This window comes from Streptacidiphilus sp. EB103A (assembly GCF_041261405.1).
Lineage (GTDB): Bacteria > Actinomycetota > Actinomycetes > Streptomycetales > Streptomycetaceae > Streptacidiphilus.
This window is the reverse complement of record NZ_JBGCAQ010000028.1, coordinates 101,665-118,512: the sequence shown is the minus strand read 5'-3', so window position 1 is coordinate 118,512 and position 16,848 is coordinate 101,665. Positions and strand designations below refer to the sequence as shown.

The 16,848-nt window shown below is 71.3% G+C and carries 15 protein-coding genes, 2 pseudogenes and 1 riboswitch; of the genes and pseudogenes, 6 read left to right on the top strand and 11 right to left on the bottom strand.

The window, feature by feature from the left end:
* From ABH941_RS36265 to ABH941_RS36250, 4 genes and pseudogenes are all read right to left on the bottom strand, one after another.
* Positions 1–452, bottom strand: a pseudogene (locus tag ABH941_RS36265) (ABC transporter permease); the annotation flags it as partial.
* Positions 452–1,270 (bottom strand): ABC transporter ATP-binding protein, encoded by an 819-nt coding sequence (locus tag ABH941_RS36260; protein ID WP_370134683.1) that lies wholly within the window; start codon positions 1,268–1,270, stop codon positions 452–454. The gene ABH941_RS36260 and the pseudogene ABH941_RS36265, both read right to left, overlap by 1 nt.
* Before the next feature lie 219 nt (positions 1,271–1,489).
* Complete coding sequence (locus tag ABH941_RS36255; RefSeq protein WP_370134666.1) at positions 1,490–4,306, bottom strand: AAA family ATPase; 2,817 nt, start codon at positions 4,304–4,306, stop codon at positions 1,490–1,492.
* Positions 4,307–4,511: 205 nt separating this feature from the next.
* Positions 4,512–5,615 carry a HoxN/HupN/NixA family nickel/cobalt transporter gene (locus ABH941_RS36250; protein ID WP_370134663.1) on the bottom strand — a complete coding sequence of 368 codons (1,104 nt, stop codon included), beginning with the start codon at positions 5,613–5,615 and terminating at the stop codon, positions 4,512–4,514.
* 33 nt (positions 5,616–5,648) lie between these two features.
* A riboswitch (cobalamin riboswitch) is annotated at positions 5,649–5,872 on the bottom strand.
* Between the two features lie 80 nt (positions 5,873–5,952).
* On the opposite strand from ABH941_RS36250, the gene ABH941_RS36245 reads away from it, so the two are divergent.
* Positions 5,953–6,354: an ArsR/SmtB family transcription factor gene (locus ABH941_RS36245; protein ID WP_370134660.1), complete on the top strand. Its 402-nt coding sequence runs from the start codon at positions 5,953–5,955 to the stop codon at positions 6,352–6,354.
* 22 nt (positions 6,355–6,376) lie between these two features.
* Here the strand turns inward: ABH941_RS36245 and ABH941_RS36240 are convergent, their stop codons facing one another.
* Positions 6,377–7,213 carry a siderophore-interacting protein gene (locus tag ABH941_RS36240; protein WP_370134658.1) on the bottom strand — a complete coding sequence of 279 codons (837 nt, stop codon included), beginning with the start codon at positions 7,211–7,213 and terminating at the stop codon, positions 6,377–6,379.
* 109 nt (positions 7,214–7,322) lie between these two features.
* Between ABH941_RS36240 and ABH941_RS36235 the strand changes: the two genes are divergently transcribed.
* Positions 7,323–8,024: a (2Fe-2S)-binding protein gene (locus ABH941_RS36235; RefSeq protein ID WP_370134656.1), complete on the top strand. Its 702-nt coding sequence runs from the start codon at positions 7,323–7,325 to the stop codon at positions 8,022–8,024.
* On the opposite strand, the gene ABH941_RS36230 is transcribed toward ABH941_RS36235, so the two are convergent.
* The 6 genes from ABH941_RS36230 to ABH941_RS36205 form a co-directional block, all read right to left on the bottom strand.
* Positions 7,964–8,509 carry a hypothetical protein gene (locus tag ABH941_RS36230; protein ID WP_370134653.1) on the bottom strand — a complete coding sequence of 182 codons (546 nt, stop codon included), beginning with the start codon at positions 8,507–8,509 and terminating at the stop codon, positions 7,964–7,966. The genes ABH941_RS36235 and ABH941_RS36230 overlap by 61 nt on opposite strands.
* Before the next feature lie 169 nt (positions 8,510–8,678).
* Positions 8,679–9,098, bottom strand: coding sequence for a molybdopterin-binding protein (locus ABH941_RS36225; RefSeq protein ID WP_370134650.1), 420 nt, complete (start codon positions 9,096–9,098; stop codon positions 8,679–8,681).
* Positions 9,099–9,242: 144 nt separating this feature from the next.
* Positions 9,243–10,334: a glycoside hydrolase family 19 protein gene (locus ABH941_RS36220; protein ID WP_370134647.1), complete on the bottom strand. Its 1,092-nt coding sequence runs from the start codon at positions 10,332–10,334 to the stop codon at positions 9,243–9,245.
* 188 nt (positions 10,335–10,522) lie between these two features.
* Positions 10,523–11,107, bottom strand: a complete 585-nt coding sequence (locus ABH941_RS36215) for an ester cyclase (protein WP_370134644.1) — start codon at positions 11,105–11,107, stop codon at positions 10,523–10,525.
* Between the two features lie 199 nt (positions 11,108–11,306).
* Positions 11,307–11,804: a MarR family winged helix-turn-helix transcriptional regulator gene (locus ABH941_RS36210; protein WP_370134641.1), complete on the bottom strand. Its 498-nt coding sequence runs from the start codon at positions 11,802–11,804 to the stop codon at positions 11,307–11,309.
* Between the two features lie 64 nt (positions 11,805–11,868).
* Positions 11,869–12,636: a pirin family protein gene (locus ABH941_RS36205; RefSeq protein ID WP_370134638.1), complete on the bottom strand. Its 768-nt coding sequence runs from the start codon at positions 12,634–12,636 to the stop codon at positions 11,869–11,871.
* A gap of 159 nt (positions 12,637–12,795) precedes the next feature.
* Here ABH941_RS36205 and ABH941_RS36200 point away from each other — a divergent pair, with 159 nt between their 5' ends.
* From ABH941_RS36200 to ABH941_RS36185, 4 genes and pseudogenes are all read left to right on the top strand, one after another.
* Positions 12,796–13,677 (top strand): NAD-dependent epimerase/dehydratase family protein, encoded by an 882-nt coding sequence (locus ABH941_RS36200; protein WP_370134636.1) that lies wholly within the window; start codon positions 12,796–12,798, stop codon positions 13,675–13,677.
* Between the two features lie 152 nt (positions 13,678–13,829).
* Entirely contained in the window at positions 13,830–15,959 is a 2,130-nt protein-coding gene (locus ABH941_RS36195) for an MMPL family transporter (RefSeq protein ID WP_370134632.1), read from the top strand.
* A 3-nt stretch (positions 15,960–15,962) separates the two neighbouring features.
* Entirely contained in the window at positions 15,963–16,640 is a 678-nt protein-coding gene (locus ABH941_RS36190; protein WP_370134629.1) for a response regulator transcription factor, read from the top strand.
* Positions 16,637–16,846, top strand: a pseudogene (locus tag ABH941_RS36185) (transcriptional regulator); the annotation flags it as partial. The gene ABH941_RS36190 and the pseudogene ABH941_RS36185, both read left to right, overlap by 4 nt.
* Between the last annotated feature and the right edge of the window lie 2 nt (positions 16,847–16,848).

Below are 16,848 nucleotides of genomic sequence, written 5' to 3'. Positions count from 1 at the left end.
CGCGGGACGGCGTTCACGATCTTGATGTACGGCCCGATCACATCGGCCAGGAAGCGCACCTGGCCGAGCAGCACGCCCAGCACCACGCCGCCGCCGACGCCGTAGACGAAGCCCAGCAGGGCCTCCTCCATGGTGACGCCGATCTGCGTCCAGATGGAGCCGAACGAGGTGCCGTGCTGGAACCAGTCGATCAGCTGCCTGACGATGCCGGACGGCTGGCCGAAGAAGAACGGGTCGATGATCTTCCACTGGGCGAACAGCTGCCAGCCGCCGATGATGACCACGCCCAGCAGTACCCGGCTGACGTTGACCTGGATCTTGCGGGTGCGGGCCTGCCGCAGCGCCCTGGCCTTGACGGTGGCCTCGTCGGCGGCGATCTCGGACTGCAGGACGGAGCGAACTTGGTCGGGGGTCTGCATCTCCCGCTCCCGGGGCTCGGATGTGGTGGACATCAGTGGTCTCCCTCCGACTCGGAAGCAGCAGAGGTACCGCCGGTGAGCGCGTAGGCGCGCTGCACCTCGTCCTTGAGCGACTCCCAGATCTGGTGGTGGAGTTCGAGGAAGCGCGGGTCGAAGCGGATCTCCTGCACCGCGCCGCGCGGGCGCGGCAGGTCGATGTCGTAGACGCCCTTGATCGTGCCGGGCCCCGAGGTCATCACGACCACGCGGTCGGAGAGGGCGACGGCCTCCTCCAGGTCATGGGTGATGAACAGGACGGAGGGCTTGGTCTCCTCCCACAGGCCGAGCAGCTCGTTCGACATGATCGCCTTGGTCTGCACGTCCAGGGCGCCGAAGGGCTCGTCCATCAGCAGGATCGACGGCTCGTTGATGAGCGCGGCAGCCATGGCGACGCGCTTGCGCATACCGCCGGAGAGCTGGTGCGGGTGGTGGTCCTCGAAGCCGCGCAGGCCCACCCGGCCGAGCCAGTCCCTGGCCTTGGCCTGGGCTTCCTTCTTGCCGACCCCGCGGAACACCGGGCCGAGCGCCACATTGGCGAGCACCGTCTTCCAGGGCAGCAGGGCGTCCTGCTGGAACATGAAGCTGACGCCGTCGGTGATCCCGTCGACCTCCCGGCCGCCGACGCGGACGGTCCCGGCGCTGGGCCGGTCCAACCCGGCCACCATGCCCAGGGTCGTCGACTTGCCACAGCCGGTCGGTCCCACCACCGCACAGAACTGACCGGGTTCGACGGTGAAGTTCACCTCGCGGAGCGCGGTGAACACCTTCCCCGCCGGTGAGGTGAATCTCCTGGTCACACCGGACAGTTCAATGCGGGCATCCTCGCGTCCCGGCGCCTTGGCGCCCGGATCGGGCGCCGGGCCGACCGCCTGGTCACTGCGTGCTGCCGTCACGTCCGTCTCCTTTCGTCCTCGCCGTTGAGGACTCTGAAGTTAGGACGGCGCGCAGATGACATCCATGTTTCGTGTTTAACTCGCCATTAAGTTCTTAAGCCGTAGTTTTGCGCATTGTGTTCACGCGGCCCGGCCTCCTCACATCAGTGGGACGACTCTGGCCCGTTGGGTGAAGGCTTCTGCCGGTGGGGGGCCGGTGGGGCTGACGGCGACGACGGCGCGGGCGAGGGCGGTTCGGGAGCGAACGCCCAGTTTGCGGTAGACGCGGGAGAGGGTGCCCTCGACGGTCTTGATGCTGACGAAGAGCGCCGCGGCGACCTCGCGGTTGGTGGCGCCGCCGGCCACCAGTTCGGCGACGCGGTGCTCACTGGCCGTCAGGTCGTCCACCGCGCAGGCCCGGTCGCCCGGTTCCAGGCGTTCGCGCTCCTGCTGGATCCGCAGCAGCAGCGGCTCGGCGCGCAGCGTCCGGCAGATCGCCCCGGCCTGGTCCAGGACGGCGCGGGCCGCCGCGCGGTGCCGGGCCCGGCGTTCGACGGCTCCCCAGGCGATCAGGGTGCGGGCCAGTTCGAGCGGGAGCGGGAGGTCCTGGAGCCGGGAGGCGGAGACGCGCAGCGCGGCGATGGCCGGCTCGGTGCGTCCCAGCGCGGCCAGCGCCAGGCCCTCGGCGCGGTCCAGCGCCGCCACCGCGCCCGCGCCCCAGGGGGCGGGCCAGGCGTCGGTGAGCCGGCGGGCCTCCGCGAGCACGGCGCGGGCCTCCGCGGTCTCGCCGGACTGCAGCAGCGCCTCCACCAGGTCGGCGAGCCGGCGGACCGTGTCGGGGTCGGCCAGCTCCATGGCCTCGCTCAGCTCCCGGGCTCGCTGCAGCGCCTCGCCGGCCCGGGCGGCGCCCTCGGCGCCGCCGGGCAGCAGCAGCGCGGAGCCCAGCGCTCCCAGCGCGCGGACCTGGTACAGCCGGTCGCCGGCGGCCGCGCAGCCGTCGACGGCGCGCTGGGCCAGCTCGGCCGCCCGGGTGGTGCTGCCGCCGGCGGTCTCGGCCAGCGCGGCCGCGTAGGCGGCGAGGGGGGAGGGCTGGCCGGCGTCGGCGACCAGGGCGGTGCAGCGTTCGGCGGTGGTCAGGGCCTGTCGGCACTCCCCGGCCCGGGTCTGGATCCGGACCAGCGCGACCAGGGTGGCCAGGGTGTCCTCCACGCCCTCGGCCCCGGCCCCGGGGTCCAGCAGGGCGGTGACCCGGCGCCGGGCCTGGGGCACCTGGTCGGCGTCCAGCTGGGCCAGGGCCAGCCGGCGCAGCAGGCTGGCGCTCTGCTCGGCCGCGGCCAGCTGCAGCGCCAGTTCCAGCGCCGCGTCGGCGGCGACCGGGTTTCCGCGCAGTCCCTGCACGGTCGCGACCAGGCCCAGGGCCTCCACCCGGGTGGCCCGGTCCTCCGCGGTGAAGGCGAGGGCGGCGGCCCGCTGGGCCTCCGCCGCGGCGGTGCCGGTCCGACCGCCGAGCAACTCCCGGACGGCGGACCAGAAGTAGAGCGGGGCCAGCAGCGACGGGTCGTCCCCGGCGTCGGCGAGGCCGCCCTGGATCAGGCCGCCGGCCTCGTCCAGCGCCTGCCCGACCGTCTCCAGCAGGATCATCCGGGCCCGGACCCGCTGGGCCGGGTCGGCGGAGTCGGTGAGCACTCCGGCGGCGGATCTGCGGGCGTCCTCGTGCAGCCCCGCGTCGGCGGCGTGGGCCGCGGCGGCGAGCAGGCGCGCGGTGCGCCGCCGCGGGTCGGCGGCGGGAGTGTGCTCGGCGGCGAGGGCGGTGAGCTCGTACGCGGTGTCGGGTTCGCCGCGGTGCCGGGCCACGTCGGCGGCCGCGGCGAGGGCGGCGGCGACCTGGGCGTCCTCCCGTGGGTGGGCCTGCGCGAGGTGCCGGGCCCGGGCGACGGGTTCCGCGGTGGCCTCGGCGAGGGCGGTGTGGACCGCGATCCGCTCCCGGAGCAGCGCCTCGGCCTGCAGCGCCGCGCCGAGCAGCGGGTGCCGCAGCCGTACCCGGCCGTGGGCCGAGACCGAGACCAGGCCCAGACGCTCGGCCTCGGCCAGCGCGGCGACCGGGTCGGCGACGCCGGCGGCGTGCAGCAGGCCGAGCGTGGGCTGCGGCGAGCAGGCGACCAGCAGCAGTGCGGACCGGGACTGCGGCGGCAGCGCGCGGGTCGGCGCGAGCAGCAGGTTGCGCAGCCGCCGCGGGACCGGCGGCTCCTCCTCGGCCCACCGGCCGCCGGGCTGTGGACGATTGCCTGCGGCCAGGGCCAATTCCCGGGCGTAGAACGGGTTCCCGGCGCTGAGCTGCTGGATCCGGCGCAGCTCGCGGACCGGCGGGAGCGATCCCTGACGGGCTATCAGTTCCTCGATCGCGTCGTCGGGGAGCGGGGGGACGGCCAGTTCGACCACGGTCGGCGGGCAGAGCCGGTTGCGCAGGGCCGATTCGCCTGAGCCGGTCCGTTCGGCGGCGGCCACGGTGACGGCCAGGGTGCCGGCCCGGCGGGTCAGGAAGGAGAGCAGCGCGGCGCTGGGCAGGTCGAGGTCCTGGAGCCCGTCCAGGACGAGCAGCACGGACGCGTCCGCGGACAGGGTGCGCAGCAGTCGGACCGCGGCCGTGTGCAGGGCCAGCCGCTCCTGGGCGGTGCCGGGCTGGGTGCGGAGCAGCAGCGGCGGGTACTGGGCCAGGAGGTCGGCGGGCACGCAGGACAGCAGGTCGGACAGGGCGGCATAGGGGAGCACCGACTCCTCCGGGATCGGCGCGCTGCGCAGGACCAGCATTCCCGCCGCGGCGGCCTCCGCGGCGAGGACGTCCAGGACCGCGCTCTTGCCGATCCCCGCCGGACCGGTGAGCAGCAGCCCTCGGTCAGGCCGCAGCGCGCCACGGGCCTCGGTGAGGAGCAGGCCGCGGCCGATCGGGGGTGTGCTGCCGCTCGGTGCTGGTTGCATGGAACCGTCCGTCCTCCTGAGTACCCCCGCCGCGCCCTGTCACGCCATGGACCTGACATAGTCTGCAATGACTGCCACGAATCCCAGCGTGCCGCGGGCGCGACGTCAAGAAGGCGTACCTGTGAGTCAAGGGTCCGGGCGGTACCGAATCCGGTCACATCGGTCGGTCCCGGGCGCCGTGCGCCGCCGGGACGGCCGCGACGGGTCAGGCCTGGTTCCCCCAGCGGTGCTCCACCCTGGCCAGCCGCCAGTAGGCCAGGGCGCAGGCCCAGACCGCCACGAACAGTCCGACGATGACGAAGCCGACGTTGTTGAGGTTGACGCCGGAGATCCAGTTGCTGACCGGGTCGTCGAGACCGAGCTGGTCGTGGACCACACCGACCAGCTCGATCGTGCCGATCAGGAACGCCACGGCGACCGAGAGGCCGGTGATGGCGAGGTTGTAGTAGACCTTGCGCACCGGGTTGGAGAACGCCCAGTGGTAGGCGAAGTTCATGAAGGTGCCGTCGAGGGTGTCGAACAGGCTCATCCCGGCGGCGAACAGCAGCGGCAGGCACAGGATGGCGTACCAGGGGAGGCCGGCCGCGGCGCCGGAGCCGGCCATCACCATCAGGGTGACCTCGGTGGCGGTGTCGAAGCCGATGCCGAACAGCAGGCCGATCAGGAACATCTGGCCAGGGCGGGTGATCGATTTGGTGAGCCGGCCCAGGATGCGGTTCATGAAACCGCGGCTGTCCAGGTGCTTCTCCAACTCGTGTTCGTCGAACTGTCCTTGGCGCATCGCCCGGAACACCCGGTTGATGCCGAACAGGGAGACCAGGTTGAGCGCGGCGATCAGGTAGAGGAAGCCGCCGGAGACGCTGGTGCTGACCACGCCCAGGGCCTGGTGGGTGCTGGAGGAGTCATTGGTCACGGCCCCGGCGAACCGGGCTCCGGCGGCGATGCCAGCGGCCAGGAGCACCACGATGCTGGAGTGGCCCAGCGCGAACCAGAAGCCGACCGAGATGGGGCGCTTGCCGTCGGCCATCAGCTTGCGGGTGGTGTTGTCGATGGCGGCGATGTGGTCCGCGTCGAAGGCGTGCCGCATGCCCAGGGTGTAGGCGGTGACGCCGAGGCCGAGGCCGAAGACCTGCTTGCCGACGGTGTAGTGGTGCGGGGCGACCATGACGGCCAGGATGCCGAAGGCGACGACATGGAGCGCGGCGATCACCGCCATCAGCCCGCCGGTGCGGATCCAGTCCCTGCGCTCCCAGCGGAGCACGGGTATGACGGGGTTCACGGGTATGACGGGGTTTTCGGGCAGGGTCATAGCAGGGCAGCCTCTCCAGCACCTCGTGGACAGTAAGTCGTGCGGTGCCGTGGCCGGTCTCCTGGCTGACGGGTGCGAACACCTCCAGCACCCGGCCTTCCCAGGCACGCGAGCGCGCCCAGTGGCCGCCGGCTCCTCGGCGGAGGAACAGGCACGGTGCGGAGATTTCCCGATCACAGTGGCGAGGGCCGCTCCGGTCTGGGGCCCCTGAGGGCCCTTCACCGGTCTTCCCGAACACCACGGCTGAACCACCGTAGGGGTGCGGGGACCACATCATCAAGCCTGCACAGCTGTGCAGGTGTTGCATCTCACTCGGACTCTGAGGTGAAGTGGGCGCATGCATCTGGTTCCCGAGGAGCGCGCGCACCGGCGCACCATCGACGAGCACACCGTCTGCGACGCCATCGAGGGCATCGGCGACGCCGCCCGGGTCGCCGAATGGTCGGCCAGGTTCGCGCTGCTGGGCGAGCCCGGCCGGCTCACCCTGCTGCTGGCGGTCCACCACGGCGGCCCGATCGCCGTCACCGACCTGGCCATCGCCACCGGGATCTCCGACACCGCGGTCTCGCAGATGCTGCGGCTGCTGCGCGCCTCGGGCACGGTCACCCCGGACAAGGACGGCCGCGTGGTCCGCTACCGGCTCACCGACGCCCGGACGGCCGCGCTGCTCGACTCGCTCGGGTCATCCGCCGTCAAGACGGCAGGTGTGGGCGCCGAGTCGGCCACCGCCCACGGGTGACGAACCGCGCCGCCGTGGGGCCTCAGCTCCCCTGCTCCTCCTCGACGCTGCGGTTCCACTCCCGCTTCGTCGACTGCCAGCCGTCCTCGTCCTGACCGGTGCGCCAGTAGCCGGAGATGGAGAGCCGGTCCATCGGGATGCTGCGCTCGACCCGCAGCAGTCGGCGCAGCTCCTTGACGAAGCCGGCCTCGCCGTGCACGAACGCCTCGGGCAGGCCGGTCGGGAAGTCGAGCCCGGAGACGGCGCGGACCAGGGCCTCGCCGATCCGTCCCTCGCCCCGGTGCAGCCAGGTGATCTCGGCGTCGGCCGGGGTGGGCAGCTTCTGCTCCTCCTCGGGACCGGCCACCTCGACGAAGACATGCGCCCTGGCCCCCTCGGGCAGCTGCTCCAGGGCGGCGGCGATGGCGGGCAGCGCGCTCTCGTCGCCGACCAGCAGGTGCCAGTCGGCGTCGGGGGAGGGGGCGTAGCCGCCGCCGGGTCCGCCGAAGTGGATCTCGTCGCCGGGCTGTGCCCGCGCGGCCCAGGGCCCGGCCACTCCCTCGTCGCCGTGGTGGACGAAGTCCACCGTCAGCTCGCCCGTCTCCGCGTCCCAGCGCCGCACGGTGTAGGTACGGGTCACCGGCCAGTCCTCGCGCGGCAGTTCGGCGCGGATCAGCGCCGGGTCGAAGGGCTCCGGATAGACCACGCCCGGGCGCGGGAACTGGATCTTGATGTAATGGTCGGTGAGCCCCCTGGTGGCGAAGGCCGCGAGGCCCTCGCCGCCGAGGACGACCCGGATCATGTGCGGCGTGAGCCGCTCGACGCGCTCCACCCGGCCACGGTGGGTCTGCTGCGGTCGGCGCTCGGGTCGGCCTGCCATAAACACTCCCTGGGAACTTCGAACCTGTGATCCCCATAGTGCAGGGGATGGCTCGGCAATTTCCGAAACCTTACCTTTCCGCGTATTTCCAGCCAGGGAGACTGTGCTCATGTTCGCGATGCTCGACCAGCTCGCGGCCCTCGGGCCGTTCTTCGCCCTGCACAGCCACCACGGGGACGCACCCGCCCGCCCGCCGTGGCAGGAGCTGCGCACCCTGGTCGAGGACCCGCGGCTGCTGCGCGAACGCGCGGACGGTGTGCGGACCCGCCTCGCCGCAGCCGGAGCGCAGAGCCCCGCCGCCGTCGAACTGCGCGTGGCCGCCTCGGTGACCCAGCTGGGACTGACCGCCAGGCTGGTCTCCCCGGCCCTGGCCGTCGCCGTGCTGTCCGGCGCCTGGCCGCGGCCGGACCTGGAGCTGCTCCGGTGGCAGCCGGTCCCGGGCGGAGCGTTCCCGCTCTCCTTCGACGCCGCCGCCTTCGCCCCCGGCACACCCGACGACCTCGTCGACGGTCCGGTGAGCGCCCTGGTCCAGGCCACAGCCGCGCTGTCGGTCTCGCCCAAAATCCTCTGGGGCAACGTCGCCTCCGCGGTCAACGGCGCCGCCACCGTCCTGGCCGGCGGCCGTCCGGACCTGGCTGCCGAGACCCGTGCCGCGGCCGGCCTGCTGCTGGCGCGGCCGGCCCTGCGCGGCACCCACGCGCCGGACGCCACCGTCGGGAGCGGGTTCCGGCGCCGCAGCTGCTGCCTGATCTACCGCGCCGCTCCCGGCAGGGCCGGCGCGTTGTGCGGGGACTGCGTCCTCGCCCGCTGACCGGGACCGTCGGGATGACTCTGGACAGCAGCGGTGGGTTGCCAGGCATGCAGGGGGCCGACCCACACGGCGGTGATGCCGCTGATGTAGCGGGCGCCGCACACGTCGGTGGGGACGACGAGCTGCGGTCCGGCGGCGTCGAGCGGACGGGAGTCGATCCTGGTGGCCAGCAGGATCTGCTGGCCGCTGAACTCGGGGTCGATCTCGGCCCAGGACAGCAGCACGAAGTGCCCGTCGGCGCCGGTGATGGTGATCAGATGCCCCAGCCGGCCCTTCCGGTTCGCGGACACCAGGTGCAGCCCGGCCGCCCGCAGCACGTCCCAGAGCTTCGGCCCCTCGAAGGCGTGGTGCTGCGGCCCGCTGGTGCGGCAGTCGAAGCTGACCTCGGCCCGGTGCGCGGGCAGCTCCCGCAGCTGCTCCACCGTCAGTTCCCGGGGCTGGGCGAGGTGTCCGTGCAGGCGGACAGCAGGGGTGGGACGGCTCATGGCTGGGGTCCCCTCTCGACGCGCGCGCCGTACGGCTGAGAGGCAGGTACCCGCCGCCGGGTGCATCGAATCGCGGGTACGGCACCCCAGGGGGTCATTGCCTGGTATATGCAAGGGCTGTGCGGCATCCGCCCTTGCAGATGCCGCACAGCCGGGAAATGTCGGCGCGTCAGACGGTGGCCAGCGAGACCTCGGTGGACTTGATCAGCGCGGTGACCCTGGTGCCCACGGTGAGGCCGAGGTCGGCGACGGCGTCCTTGGTGATCGCCGCCGTGATCTCGCCGCCCTCGACCGCGATCTTGACGGTGGCCATCGCGCCGCCGGTGGCGACCTCGGAGACGGTGCCGGGGATCTGGTTGCGGATGCTCAGACCGGTGACCGGCCCGGTGGCCAGCGAGACCTCGGTGGACTTCACCATGGTGCGCACCGCGGTGCCCTCGGCCAGCCCGAGTTCCTTGACGGCTTCCAGGGTGATGGCCGCGGTGATGTCCTGGCCGCCGGTCAGTCTGGTCCGCACCGTGGCCATCACCTCGCCGGGGGTGACCGAGGTGACGGTGCCGGGGATCTGGTTGCGGATACTGAGGCTCATGGGGGGCCGATCCTCACGTCGAGGGGAAATGTCAGCTGTTGATCTGCTGTGTCCCCTTTACCGTAGCGAGCATCCACCCCCTGCGCGCGGGACGACGCCGCCCCCGCCCCGGAGAGGGCGGAAACGGCGTCGCTCCGGCCGACTTCAGCAGGTGAGATTACTGCCGGGCGAGACCCCGAGGATCGCGGCGTAGGACTGGTACTTGGTGACCCGGTCCTGCATCTCGGCGGTGTTCTGACCGTTGCACTCGATGCTGCCGTTGATGCTGCGGATCGTCTCTCCGAAGCCGGCGCCGTTGACCATGGCGTTGTGCGCGGTCATGGTGCCGGGGCCGTTCTGGGTGTCCCAGTACCAGAGGGCGGTCTTCCAGGAGATCGCGGCATCGGTCGCGACCAGGCTCGGGCTGTCGAGCAGGTCGATCCCGAGGGCGTCACCGGCCGCCTTGTAGTTGAAGTTCCAGCTCAACTGCAGCGGGCCGCGGCCGTAGTAGGAGGACGTTCCGGCCGGGCAGCCGTAGGGCTCGGAGGCGAGGCAGTAGGTGCCCCAGTCGGCGGTGTTCTGCTCGACGATGTAGACCAGCCCGCCGGTCTCATGGCTGACGTTGGCCAGGAACGCGGCGGCCTCCTGGGCCCGGACGGTGGTGCTGCCGGTGGCCGCGAACGCGGGGTACGCGCTGAGCGCGGTGACCAGGCCGCTGTAGGTGTAGAAGGAGTTCCGGCTCGGGAACATCTGGTTGAACTGGGCTTCGCTGACCGGGAATCCGGTGGTGGCGGGCGGTGTGGTGGTGCCGCCGCCGGAGGTGCAGCTGTACGGGGACCAGTACCAGGTGCTGATGACCGGGTCGTAGCCCGGGTTGTCATGGGTGGCCTGGTAGTAGAGGCCGTTGCTGTACTGGACGATCGTCCCCGCCGTGTACGAGGTGCCGGCCACCCAGGCGGGGTAGGAGCAGCCGCTGGCCGGCGTGGTCGGCGGCGTGGTCGTGCCCCCGCTTCCGCAGGCTCCCTGGTCCTTCCACACGCCCGCGGATCCACCGGGGGTGTCGTTCTGGGTCCACCACTGGGCGAGCCAGTTGTGGCTGTTGTACGAGGCGACGTTCCCGTTGGTGTAGACGGTCGTCGAGCTCCATCCTGCCGCGCAGCTCACCGTGGCGGCGGAGGCCGTGGGGAGTACGGCGGCGACGCCGAACGCGATGGCGAGGGCGGAAAGCAGCGCGAGTAAGCGGCGCTGTCGGGGCATGGGTCACTCCTTCGTGCGGGTGGGGCCGCACGTCATGGGGGACGGTTTCGTCCCCTTGGAAGCGCTCTCAACGGGGACGTGGTGAAGACTCAACCCTATTGGTCTATACCTGTCAATGGCAGGAGGGCTTGACTTTCCCACGTCCCCGGGAACATGCGCCGGAGCGGACCGCTGCTGGGGCGTCGCCCCTACGGGATCCAGGGGGCCTTGTAGGTGCCGGTGTCGGCCAGGAAGGCGGTGAAGTCCTCGGCGGCCCACTCCTCGGAGATCCTGCCGTTGTGCAGCCGGTAGAGGTCGGTCGCGTCCCAGCGCACCGCTCGCCCGCTGGCGGGGATGCCCAGCAGGGGCCCGGTCTGCGTACCGGTCACGACCAGGCGGACCACGACCTCGTCGCCCTGGCCGAAGATGTCCTGCACGGAGGCGTGCAGGTCCGGCAGCGAGGTCACCACCGCGGTCATCAGGCCGGTGACGTTGTCGCGCCCGGCGACGGTGCCGACCGTCCCGCCATGCCATTTCATGTCCGCGGTCAGGTACTTCGGCGCGTGGTCGCCGTGGTGTCCGTCGAGGACGTCCCGCATGAACGCCTCCACCACGGCCTCGTTGGCCCGGACCTCCCGGGAGTCCCGGCCGACGCTCTGGGTGTCGGCCGCTTGGGCGCCGGCTGTCCGGGTGCCGGTCGTCTGGGCGTTGGCCGCGGAGCCCGTGACCGTCAGGCCGCCGACGGCGACCGCGGCCAGGGCCGCTCCCAGGGCGATGCGTTGCCGCTTGTTCATGACGCTCTCCTTGGTTCTGCACCCCGGTGCCGGGGTCGCTGATCCGACTGAAATCACTTTAACACTCAAGTCATATGAGTGCGTAAGACTTGCTAGGAGACGTCCAGGTGGCCAGCTTTAACTTGACTGTTCATGTGAATGGGGCTTGCAGCAAAGGACCCCGCCGCACGATCTGCGGCGGGGTCCTTCGGGGGCCGGGTCAGCGCGCCGGCGAGTCGATCCGCTGCACGATCCGCTCGGCGTCCTGGCCGAGTCGGCGCAGTCGCTCGGCGGAGAGGCTGTCGATCACCAGGTGGCGCACGAAAGCCACATGGCCCGGCGCCGCCTCCTCCAGCTTGTGCATCCCGGGCGGCAGCAGAATGGCGTTGGTGAAGCGCCCGTCGGTCGGGTCCGGCTCACGCCGTACGTAGCCGCGGGACTCCAGGCGCTTGGCCAGGTGGGACAGGCGCGACAGCGACGCGCTGGTCCGCTCGGCCAGCTCGCTCATCCGCATGGTCCACTCCGGCGCCTCGGCGAGCATCGCCATGGCCATGTACTCGATCATGCTCAGGTCGGCGTCGCGCTGCAGCTGGCCGTCGATGGCCCAGGGCAGCCTGGTGATCAGGCGGACCACCGACAGCCACGAGGTCAGCTCGCCCGGCGTGAGCCACAGGTCTGCCTGCTCATCGGTCTGTGGCGAGTGCTCGGTCGTGGTCATTCTGCGAGAGTACCAATCCCTTGTGGTTGCTTGACTCTTCAAGGTGTCCGGTCGGACCTGACGCTCAGCCGGCGAGATCGGCATGCATCTCCCAGACGAGGATTTCGGCGGGCTCGGAGGCGCTGACCCGCTGTCCGCCGGTCGCCGTGAACCGCACGGCGTCGCCTGCGGCGAGCGGGCCGGCGCCTTCCAGGTCGACCGAACCGCGGGTGACGAACAGGTGCAGGTACGGCGCCTCGGGCAGCTGCACGGGCTGTCCGGGGTTCAGCCGGGCCGCGTACATGGCCGCATGACGGTTCCTGATGCGGATGGCGGCGGCGCCGTCGTGCTTGGCCATGCCGGAGGCGACGGTGACCAGGCCGCCGGAGAGGAGCTCGCCGTCGATCTCCAACTGCTCGTAGCCCGGCGTGATGCCGGCCTCGTCGGGCACGACCCACATCTGGACCAGGTGGACCGGGTCGGTGTGCGGCGCACCGCCGAGCCGCCAGGAGTCGTTCTTCTCCGAGTGCTGGATGCCGGTGCCGGCGCTCATCCGCTGGGCGAGGCCCGGGTAGATGACCCCGGAGTTGCCGGTCGAGTCCTGGTGCACCAGCGATCCCTCCAGTACCCAGGTGACGATCTCCATGTCCTGGTGCGGATGGGTCTCGAAGCCGGTGCCCGGCCGGATGACGTCCTCGTTGTGGACCAGCAGCAGGCCGTGGTGGGTGTTGTCCGGATCGTAGGGCCGGCCGCCCACCCAGAAGGAGTGTCGGCCGTGCAGCCAGGAGAGCCTGGTCTCCGACCGGTCGCCGGCGCGGCGCACGTCGACCAGTGGTGTCTGTGTGGTGTTCATGGGGGCACGTCCTCTCGGCCAGTCCGGGTTTACCTATATTAACATGAATATTCAAGTTATTGAGAGGTCTTGACTTGGCAGATCCTGTGGGCAGGTCTAGGGTTAACTTGAACAAGCAAGTTGGAACCTCGTCATCATCAAGACAGGAGACCAGCGGCCATGAACATCGCACTCACCGGAGCAACAGGCTTCGTCGGATCCCACGTCCTCACCGAACTGCTCGAACACGGCCACCAGGTGACCGCGCTCGTCCGTGATGCCGCCCAGGCGGACGCGGTCGCCGCGCGCGGCGCCACCCCGGCCGTGGTCGACCTCCACGACCGGGCGACGCTCGTGCGCCTGCTCGGCGACGCGGACGGGGCCGTCCACACCGCCAGTCCCGGGGACGCCACCAGCGCGGACCTGGACTCCGCCGTCGTCGACGCGGTGATCGACGCCTACGCCGGAACCGGCAAGCCCTACCTGCAGATCAGCGGTCTGTGGGTCTACGGCGCCAATTCCTCGATCGACGAGGACTCAGCCTTCGACGCGCCCGCGCTGGTGGCCTGGAAGGAACCGATCGAGCGGCGGGCACTGGAGGCGAAGGACGTGCGCACGGCCGTCATCGTCTCCAGCGTCGCCTACGGCGACGGCGGCGGAGGGATCCCCGGACTGCTGCTCGGGTCGCCCCGGGACGAGGCCGGGAAACTGGTCATGGTCGGCACCGGGCGGCAGCACTGGTCCACCGTGCACGTGGCCGACCTGGCGGAGGTCTTCCGACGCGTTCTGGAGGACGAGTCGGCGCGTGGCTACTACGTGATCGGCAACGGTCAGAACCCGACGGTGGCCGAGCTGACCGAGGCCGCCGCCGTCGCCGCCGGCGCCCCGGGAGCGGTCCCCGGTTCCGACGACGAGGCGCGGGCGCGGCTGGGCGACTACTTCGCCGAGGTCCTCCTGCTCGACCAGACCGCCGTCGCGACCAGGGCCCGGACCGAGCTGGGCTGGTCCCCGTCGCGCCCGTCCCTGGTCGAGGAGTTCCGCAACGGCAGCTACCGCAACTGACCGCTCCTTCCGAGGGGCCCGCCGGCAACCGGCGGGCCCCTCGCGCTGAAAGCGTTCTGAAAGGTAGCCCCCGGTAGCTTCCGCCGTGAAGTTGACGGGGCCGTCCGGCCATGAGCTACCTGGAGGACCGTATGGACACGCTGAGCACGTGGGTGACCCGACATCGACTGCTGGTGGGGTTGCTGTGGCTCGTGGTCACGGTGGTCGGCGTCGTGCTGGCGCCGTCGGTGTCGGGCCGGCTGGTGTCCGGCAACCACCTCAGTGGCGCCGCGTACACGGCCGACCAGCAGATCGCGAAGCAGTACGGGGGAGCCACCTCGGACCCCGGTGTGCTGGTGCTGAATCTGCCGTCCGGTCAGACCGTGCAGTCGCCCGGAGTGCAGACCGAGCTCAAGGCCGTGGATGCGGCGGTCGCCAAGGCGGCACCCACCCTGCGGACCGTGTCCTACGCCACGACGGGCAGTCAGACGCTGGTGGGGACGGGTGGCACCAGCACGATCGTGTTGGCCTACCCGCCGCACGACGGTGACGACATGGACACCACCGCCGTCGACGCACTGACCGGCGCGGCGAAGGCGGCGGCGCCGAACCTGACCGTCCACGGCACCAGCCTGAAGTCGCTGGCGGCGGGGAACACCACCTCGGGCAACTCCAGCGTGCTGGGCGAACTGCTGGTCGGCGCGCTGGGTGCGCTGCTGGTGCTGGCCTGGGTGTTCGGGTCGTTCCTGGCGTTCCTGCCGCTGATCATGGCGCTGGTCTCGGTGCTGACGATGCAGCTGCTGATCTACGGGTTGACGTTCGTGATGCCGTCCTCCTCGCCGATCGGCCCCTCGGTGCAGTACATCGTGGCTCTGCTCGGGCTGGGGCTCTCCATCGACTACTCGCTGCTGATCGTGACCCGCTGGCGCGAGGAACGGGCGGCGGGCCGGTCCAACGACGAGGCGGTGCGCGAGGCCATGAAGCGCGCCGGGCACTCGGTGTGGTTCTCCGGCCTGGTCGCCTCGCTGGGCCTGTTCGCGCTGATCGTCGTCCCGAACTCCGTGGTGCGCGGCATCGGCATCTCGGGTCTGTTCATTCCCTCGACGGCCACGCTGGTCGCGCTGACCCTGCTGCCGGTCGTGCTGTCCAAGATCGGCCCGAAGGTCGACTGGCCGCGTCGCAGCTCCACGCGCGGCGCCAGCCGCTTCTGGACCAGGTGGTCCGTCGGGGTCATCAAGCACCGGGTGGCCGCGGCCGTGGTCGGCCTGGGCATCCTGTGCGGGCTGGCCGGGGTCGCCGCGACGATCAACATCTCCCAGCCCACCAGCAGCGCACTGGCCAGCAGCGGCAGTTACACCGACGGCCTGGAGGCCCTGGAGGCCAACGGGTTCCCCAGCGGCACCCTGACCGCCGTCCCGGTCTGGGTGCCCCGGGCGGTCGACGCGGCCCCGATCGTCACCTCGCTGGACAAGGTGTCCAGCCTGCACGGCGCGGTCACCCCGACCGACGCGTCCTGGCGGGTCGGCGGCAGTGCGATCGTGATCGCGATCCCGCAGCACGAGGTCGGCAGCTCCCAGGGCGGCACCTCCCTCGGCGACATCCGGAACACCGTGCCCAAGGGCGCCCTGGTGGGCGGCGAAGGGGCGCTGAGCATCGACCAGGTCGACTCCACCTACGGCGCGTTCCCGCTGCTGTTCGCGATCGTGGCGGTCGTGACCTTCCTCCTGCTGGCCCGAGGACTGAAGTCGATCCTGCTGCCGGCCAAGGCGGTGCTCCTCAACGCCCTGTCGGTGGCGGCGTCCTACGGAATCCTGGTGCTCGTCTTCCAGCACGGCTGGGGGATGCAGGCCCTGTGGGGAACCAACTCCTACGGGGTGGTCGACAGCTTCGCGCCGGTGCTGATCTTCGGATTCCTGTTCGGTGTCTCGATGGACTACGAGGTGTTCATCCTGTCCCGGGTCCGCGAGGGCTACGACCGCGCCGGCTCCACCCACGACGGCATCGTGGAGGGGATCTCCCGCACCGGTCGGCTGGTCACCAGCGCCGCACTGATCCTGTTCTTCGCGCTCGCCTCCCTGTCGACGGCCAACGACATCACCGTCCGTCAGATCGCGGCGGGACTGGCCGCCGGCGTTCTGCTGGACGCGGTGGTGGTACGGATGCTGCTGCTGCCGGCACTGGTGTCGCTGTTCGGCAGGGCGAACTGGTGGCTGCCCGACTGGGCCACCCGCCTGCTGCGCCTCACTCCCGCGGGAGCTGCCCAGGAGCCGGAGCGGGTCCCGGTCCCGGCCAGGGACGCCTGAGCGATGCGGGTCCTGGTGGTCGAGGACGAACAGGCCATGGCCGAGTCCCTGACCTGGGGACTCGAAGCCGAGGGGTACGTCGTGGACGTCGCGGACAACGGTCCGGCCGGGCTGTGGCAGGCCCGCGAGACGCCCCACGACGTGATCATCCTCGATGTGATGCTGCCCGGCCTGGACGGCTACCAGGTGTGCCGGCGCCTGCGCGAGCAGGGCCTGTGGACCCCGATCCTGATGCTCACCGCGATGGACGAGGACCTCGACCACGCCGAGGGGCTGGACAGCGGAGCCGACGACTACCTGGCCAAGCCCTTCTCCTACCCGGTCCTGCTCGCGCACCTGAGGGCGCTGACCCGGCGCGGGCTCGCGGCGAGGCCGGCCGTGCTCACCGCCGCCGGCCTCGCCCTGGACCCCGCCAACCGCACCGTGACCCGGGACGGCACACGGCTCGATCTCAGCAGCCGCGAGACCGCCGTGCTGGAACACCTGCTGCGACGCAGGGGCCAGGTCGTCTCCAAGGCCGAACTCCTCGACCACTGCTGGGACACCGCCTTCGACGGCGGCCCGGCAGTGGTCGAGGTCCACATGCACCGGCTGCGCCGCAAACTCGACCCCACCGGCGCCAGGCCGGTCATCACGACCCTGCGCGGCCAGGGGTACCTGATCCACGGCGACACACCATGACCGCCCACCGGGCGCGGGCGCGATGCATCACCACGGCCACCGACTACTACCCCGACTGGGAACGCCTGGCCGCCGGCACCGTCGCGATCCTGCGTGCCGAAGCCGGACGCGACCCCCACGACCAGGCCCTGATCGACCTGGTCGGAGAACTCGCCACCCAGAGCGACCTGTTACGCACCCGCTGGGCCACCCACAACGTCCTCCACCA

Bases quoted from the DNA above. Each gene is read 5' to 3' on its own strand.
- ABH941_RS36255 (WP_370134666.1), bottom strand. From the start codon at position 4,306: ATGCAACCAGCACCGAGCGGCAGCACACCCCCGATCGGCCGCGGCCTG.
- ABH941_RS36250 (WP_370134663.1), bottom strand. From the start codon at position 5,615: ATGACCCTGCCCGAAAACCCCGTCATACCCGTGAACCCCGTCATACCC.
- ABH941_RS36245 (WP_370134660.1), top strand. From the start codon at position 5,953: ATGCATCTGGTTCCCGAGGAGCGCGCGCACCGGCGCACCATCGACGAG.
- ABH941_RS36240 (WP_370134658.1), bottom strand. From the start codon at position 7,213: ATGGCAGGCCGACCCGAGCGCCGACCGCAGCAGACCCACCGTGGCCGG.
- ABH941_RS36235 (WP_370134656.1), top strand. From the start codon at position 7,323: ATGTTCGCGATGCTCGACCAGCTCGCGGCCCTCGGGCCGTTCTTCGCC.
- ABH941_RS36230 (WP_370134653.1), bottom strand. From the start codon at position 8,509: ATGAGCCGTCCCACCCCTGCTGTCCGCCTGCACGGACACCTCGCCCAG.
- ABH941_RS36225 (WP_370134650.1), bottom strand. From the start codon at position 9,098: ATGAGCCTCAGTATCCGCAACCAGATCCCCGGCACCGTCACCTCGGTC.
- ABH941_RS36220 (WP_370134647.1), bottom strand. From the start codon at position 10,334: ATGCCCCGACAGCGCCGCTTACTCGCGCTGCTTTCCGCCCTCGCCATC.
- ABH941_RS36215 (WP_370134644.1), bottom strand. From the start codon at position 11,107: ATGAACAAGCGGCAACGCATCGCCCTGGGAGCGGCCCTGGCCGCGGTC.
- ABH941_RS36210 (WP_370134641.1), bottom strand. From the start codon at position 11,804: ATGACCACGACCGAGCACTCGCCACAGACCGATGAGCAGGCAGACCTG.
- ABH941_RS36205 (WP_370134638.1), bottom strand. From the start codon at position 12,636: ATGAACACCACACAGACACCACTGGTCGACGTGCGCCGCGCCGGCGAC.
- ABH941_RS36200 (WP_370134636.1), top strand. From the start codon at position 12,796: ATGAACATCGCACTCACCGGAGCAACAGGCTTCGTCGGATCCCACGTC.
- ABH941_RS36190 (WP_370134629.1), top strand. From the start codon at position 15,963: ATGCGGGTCCTGGTGGTCGAGGACGAACAGGCCATGGCCGAGTCCCTG.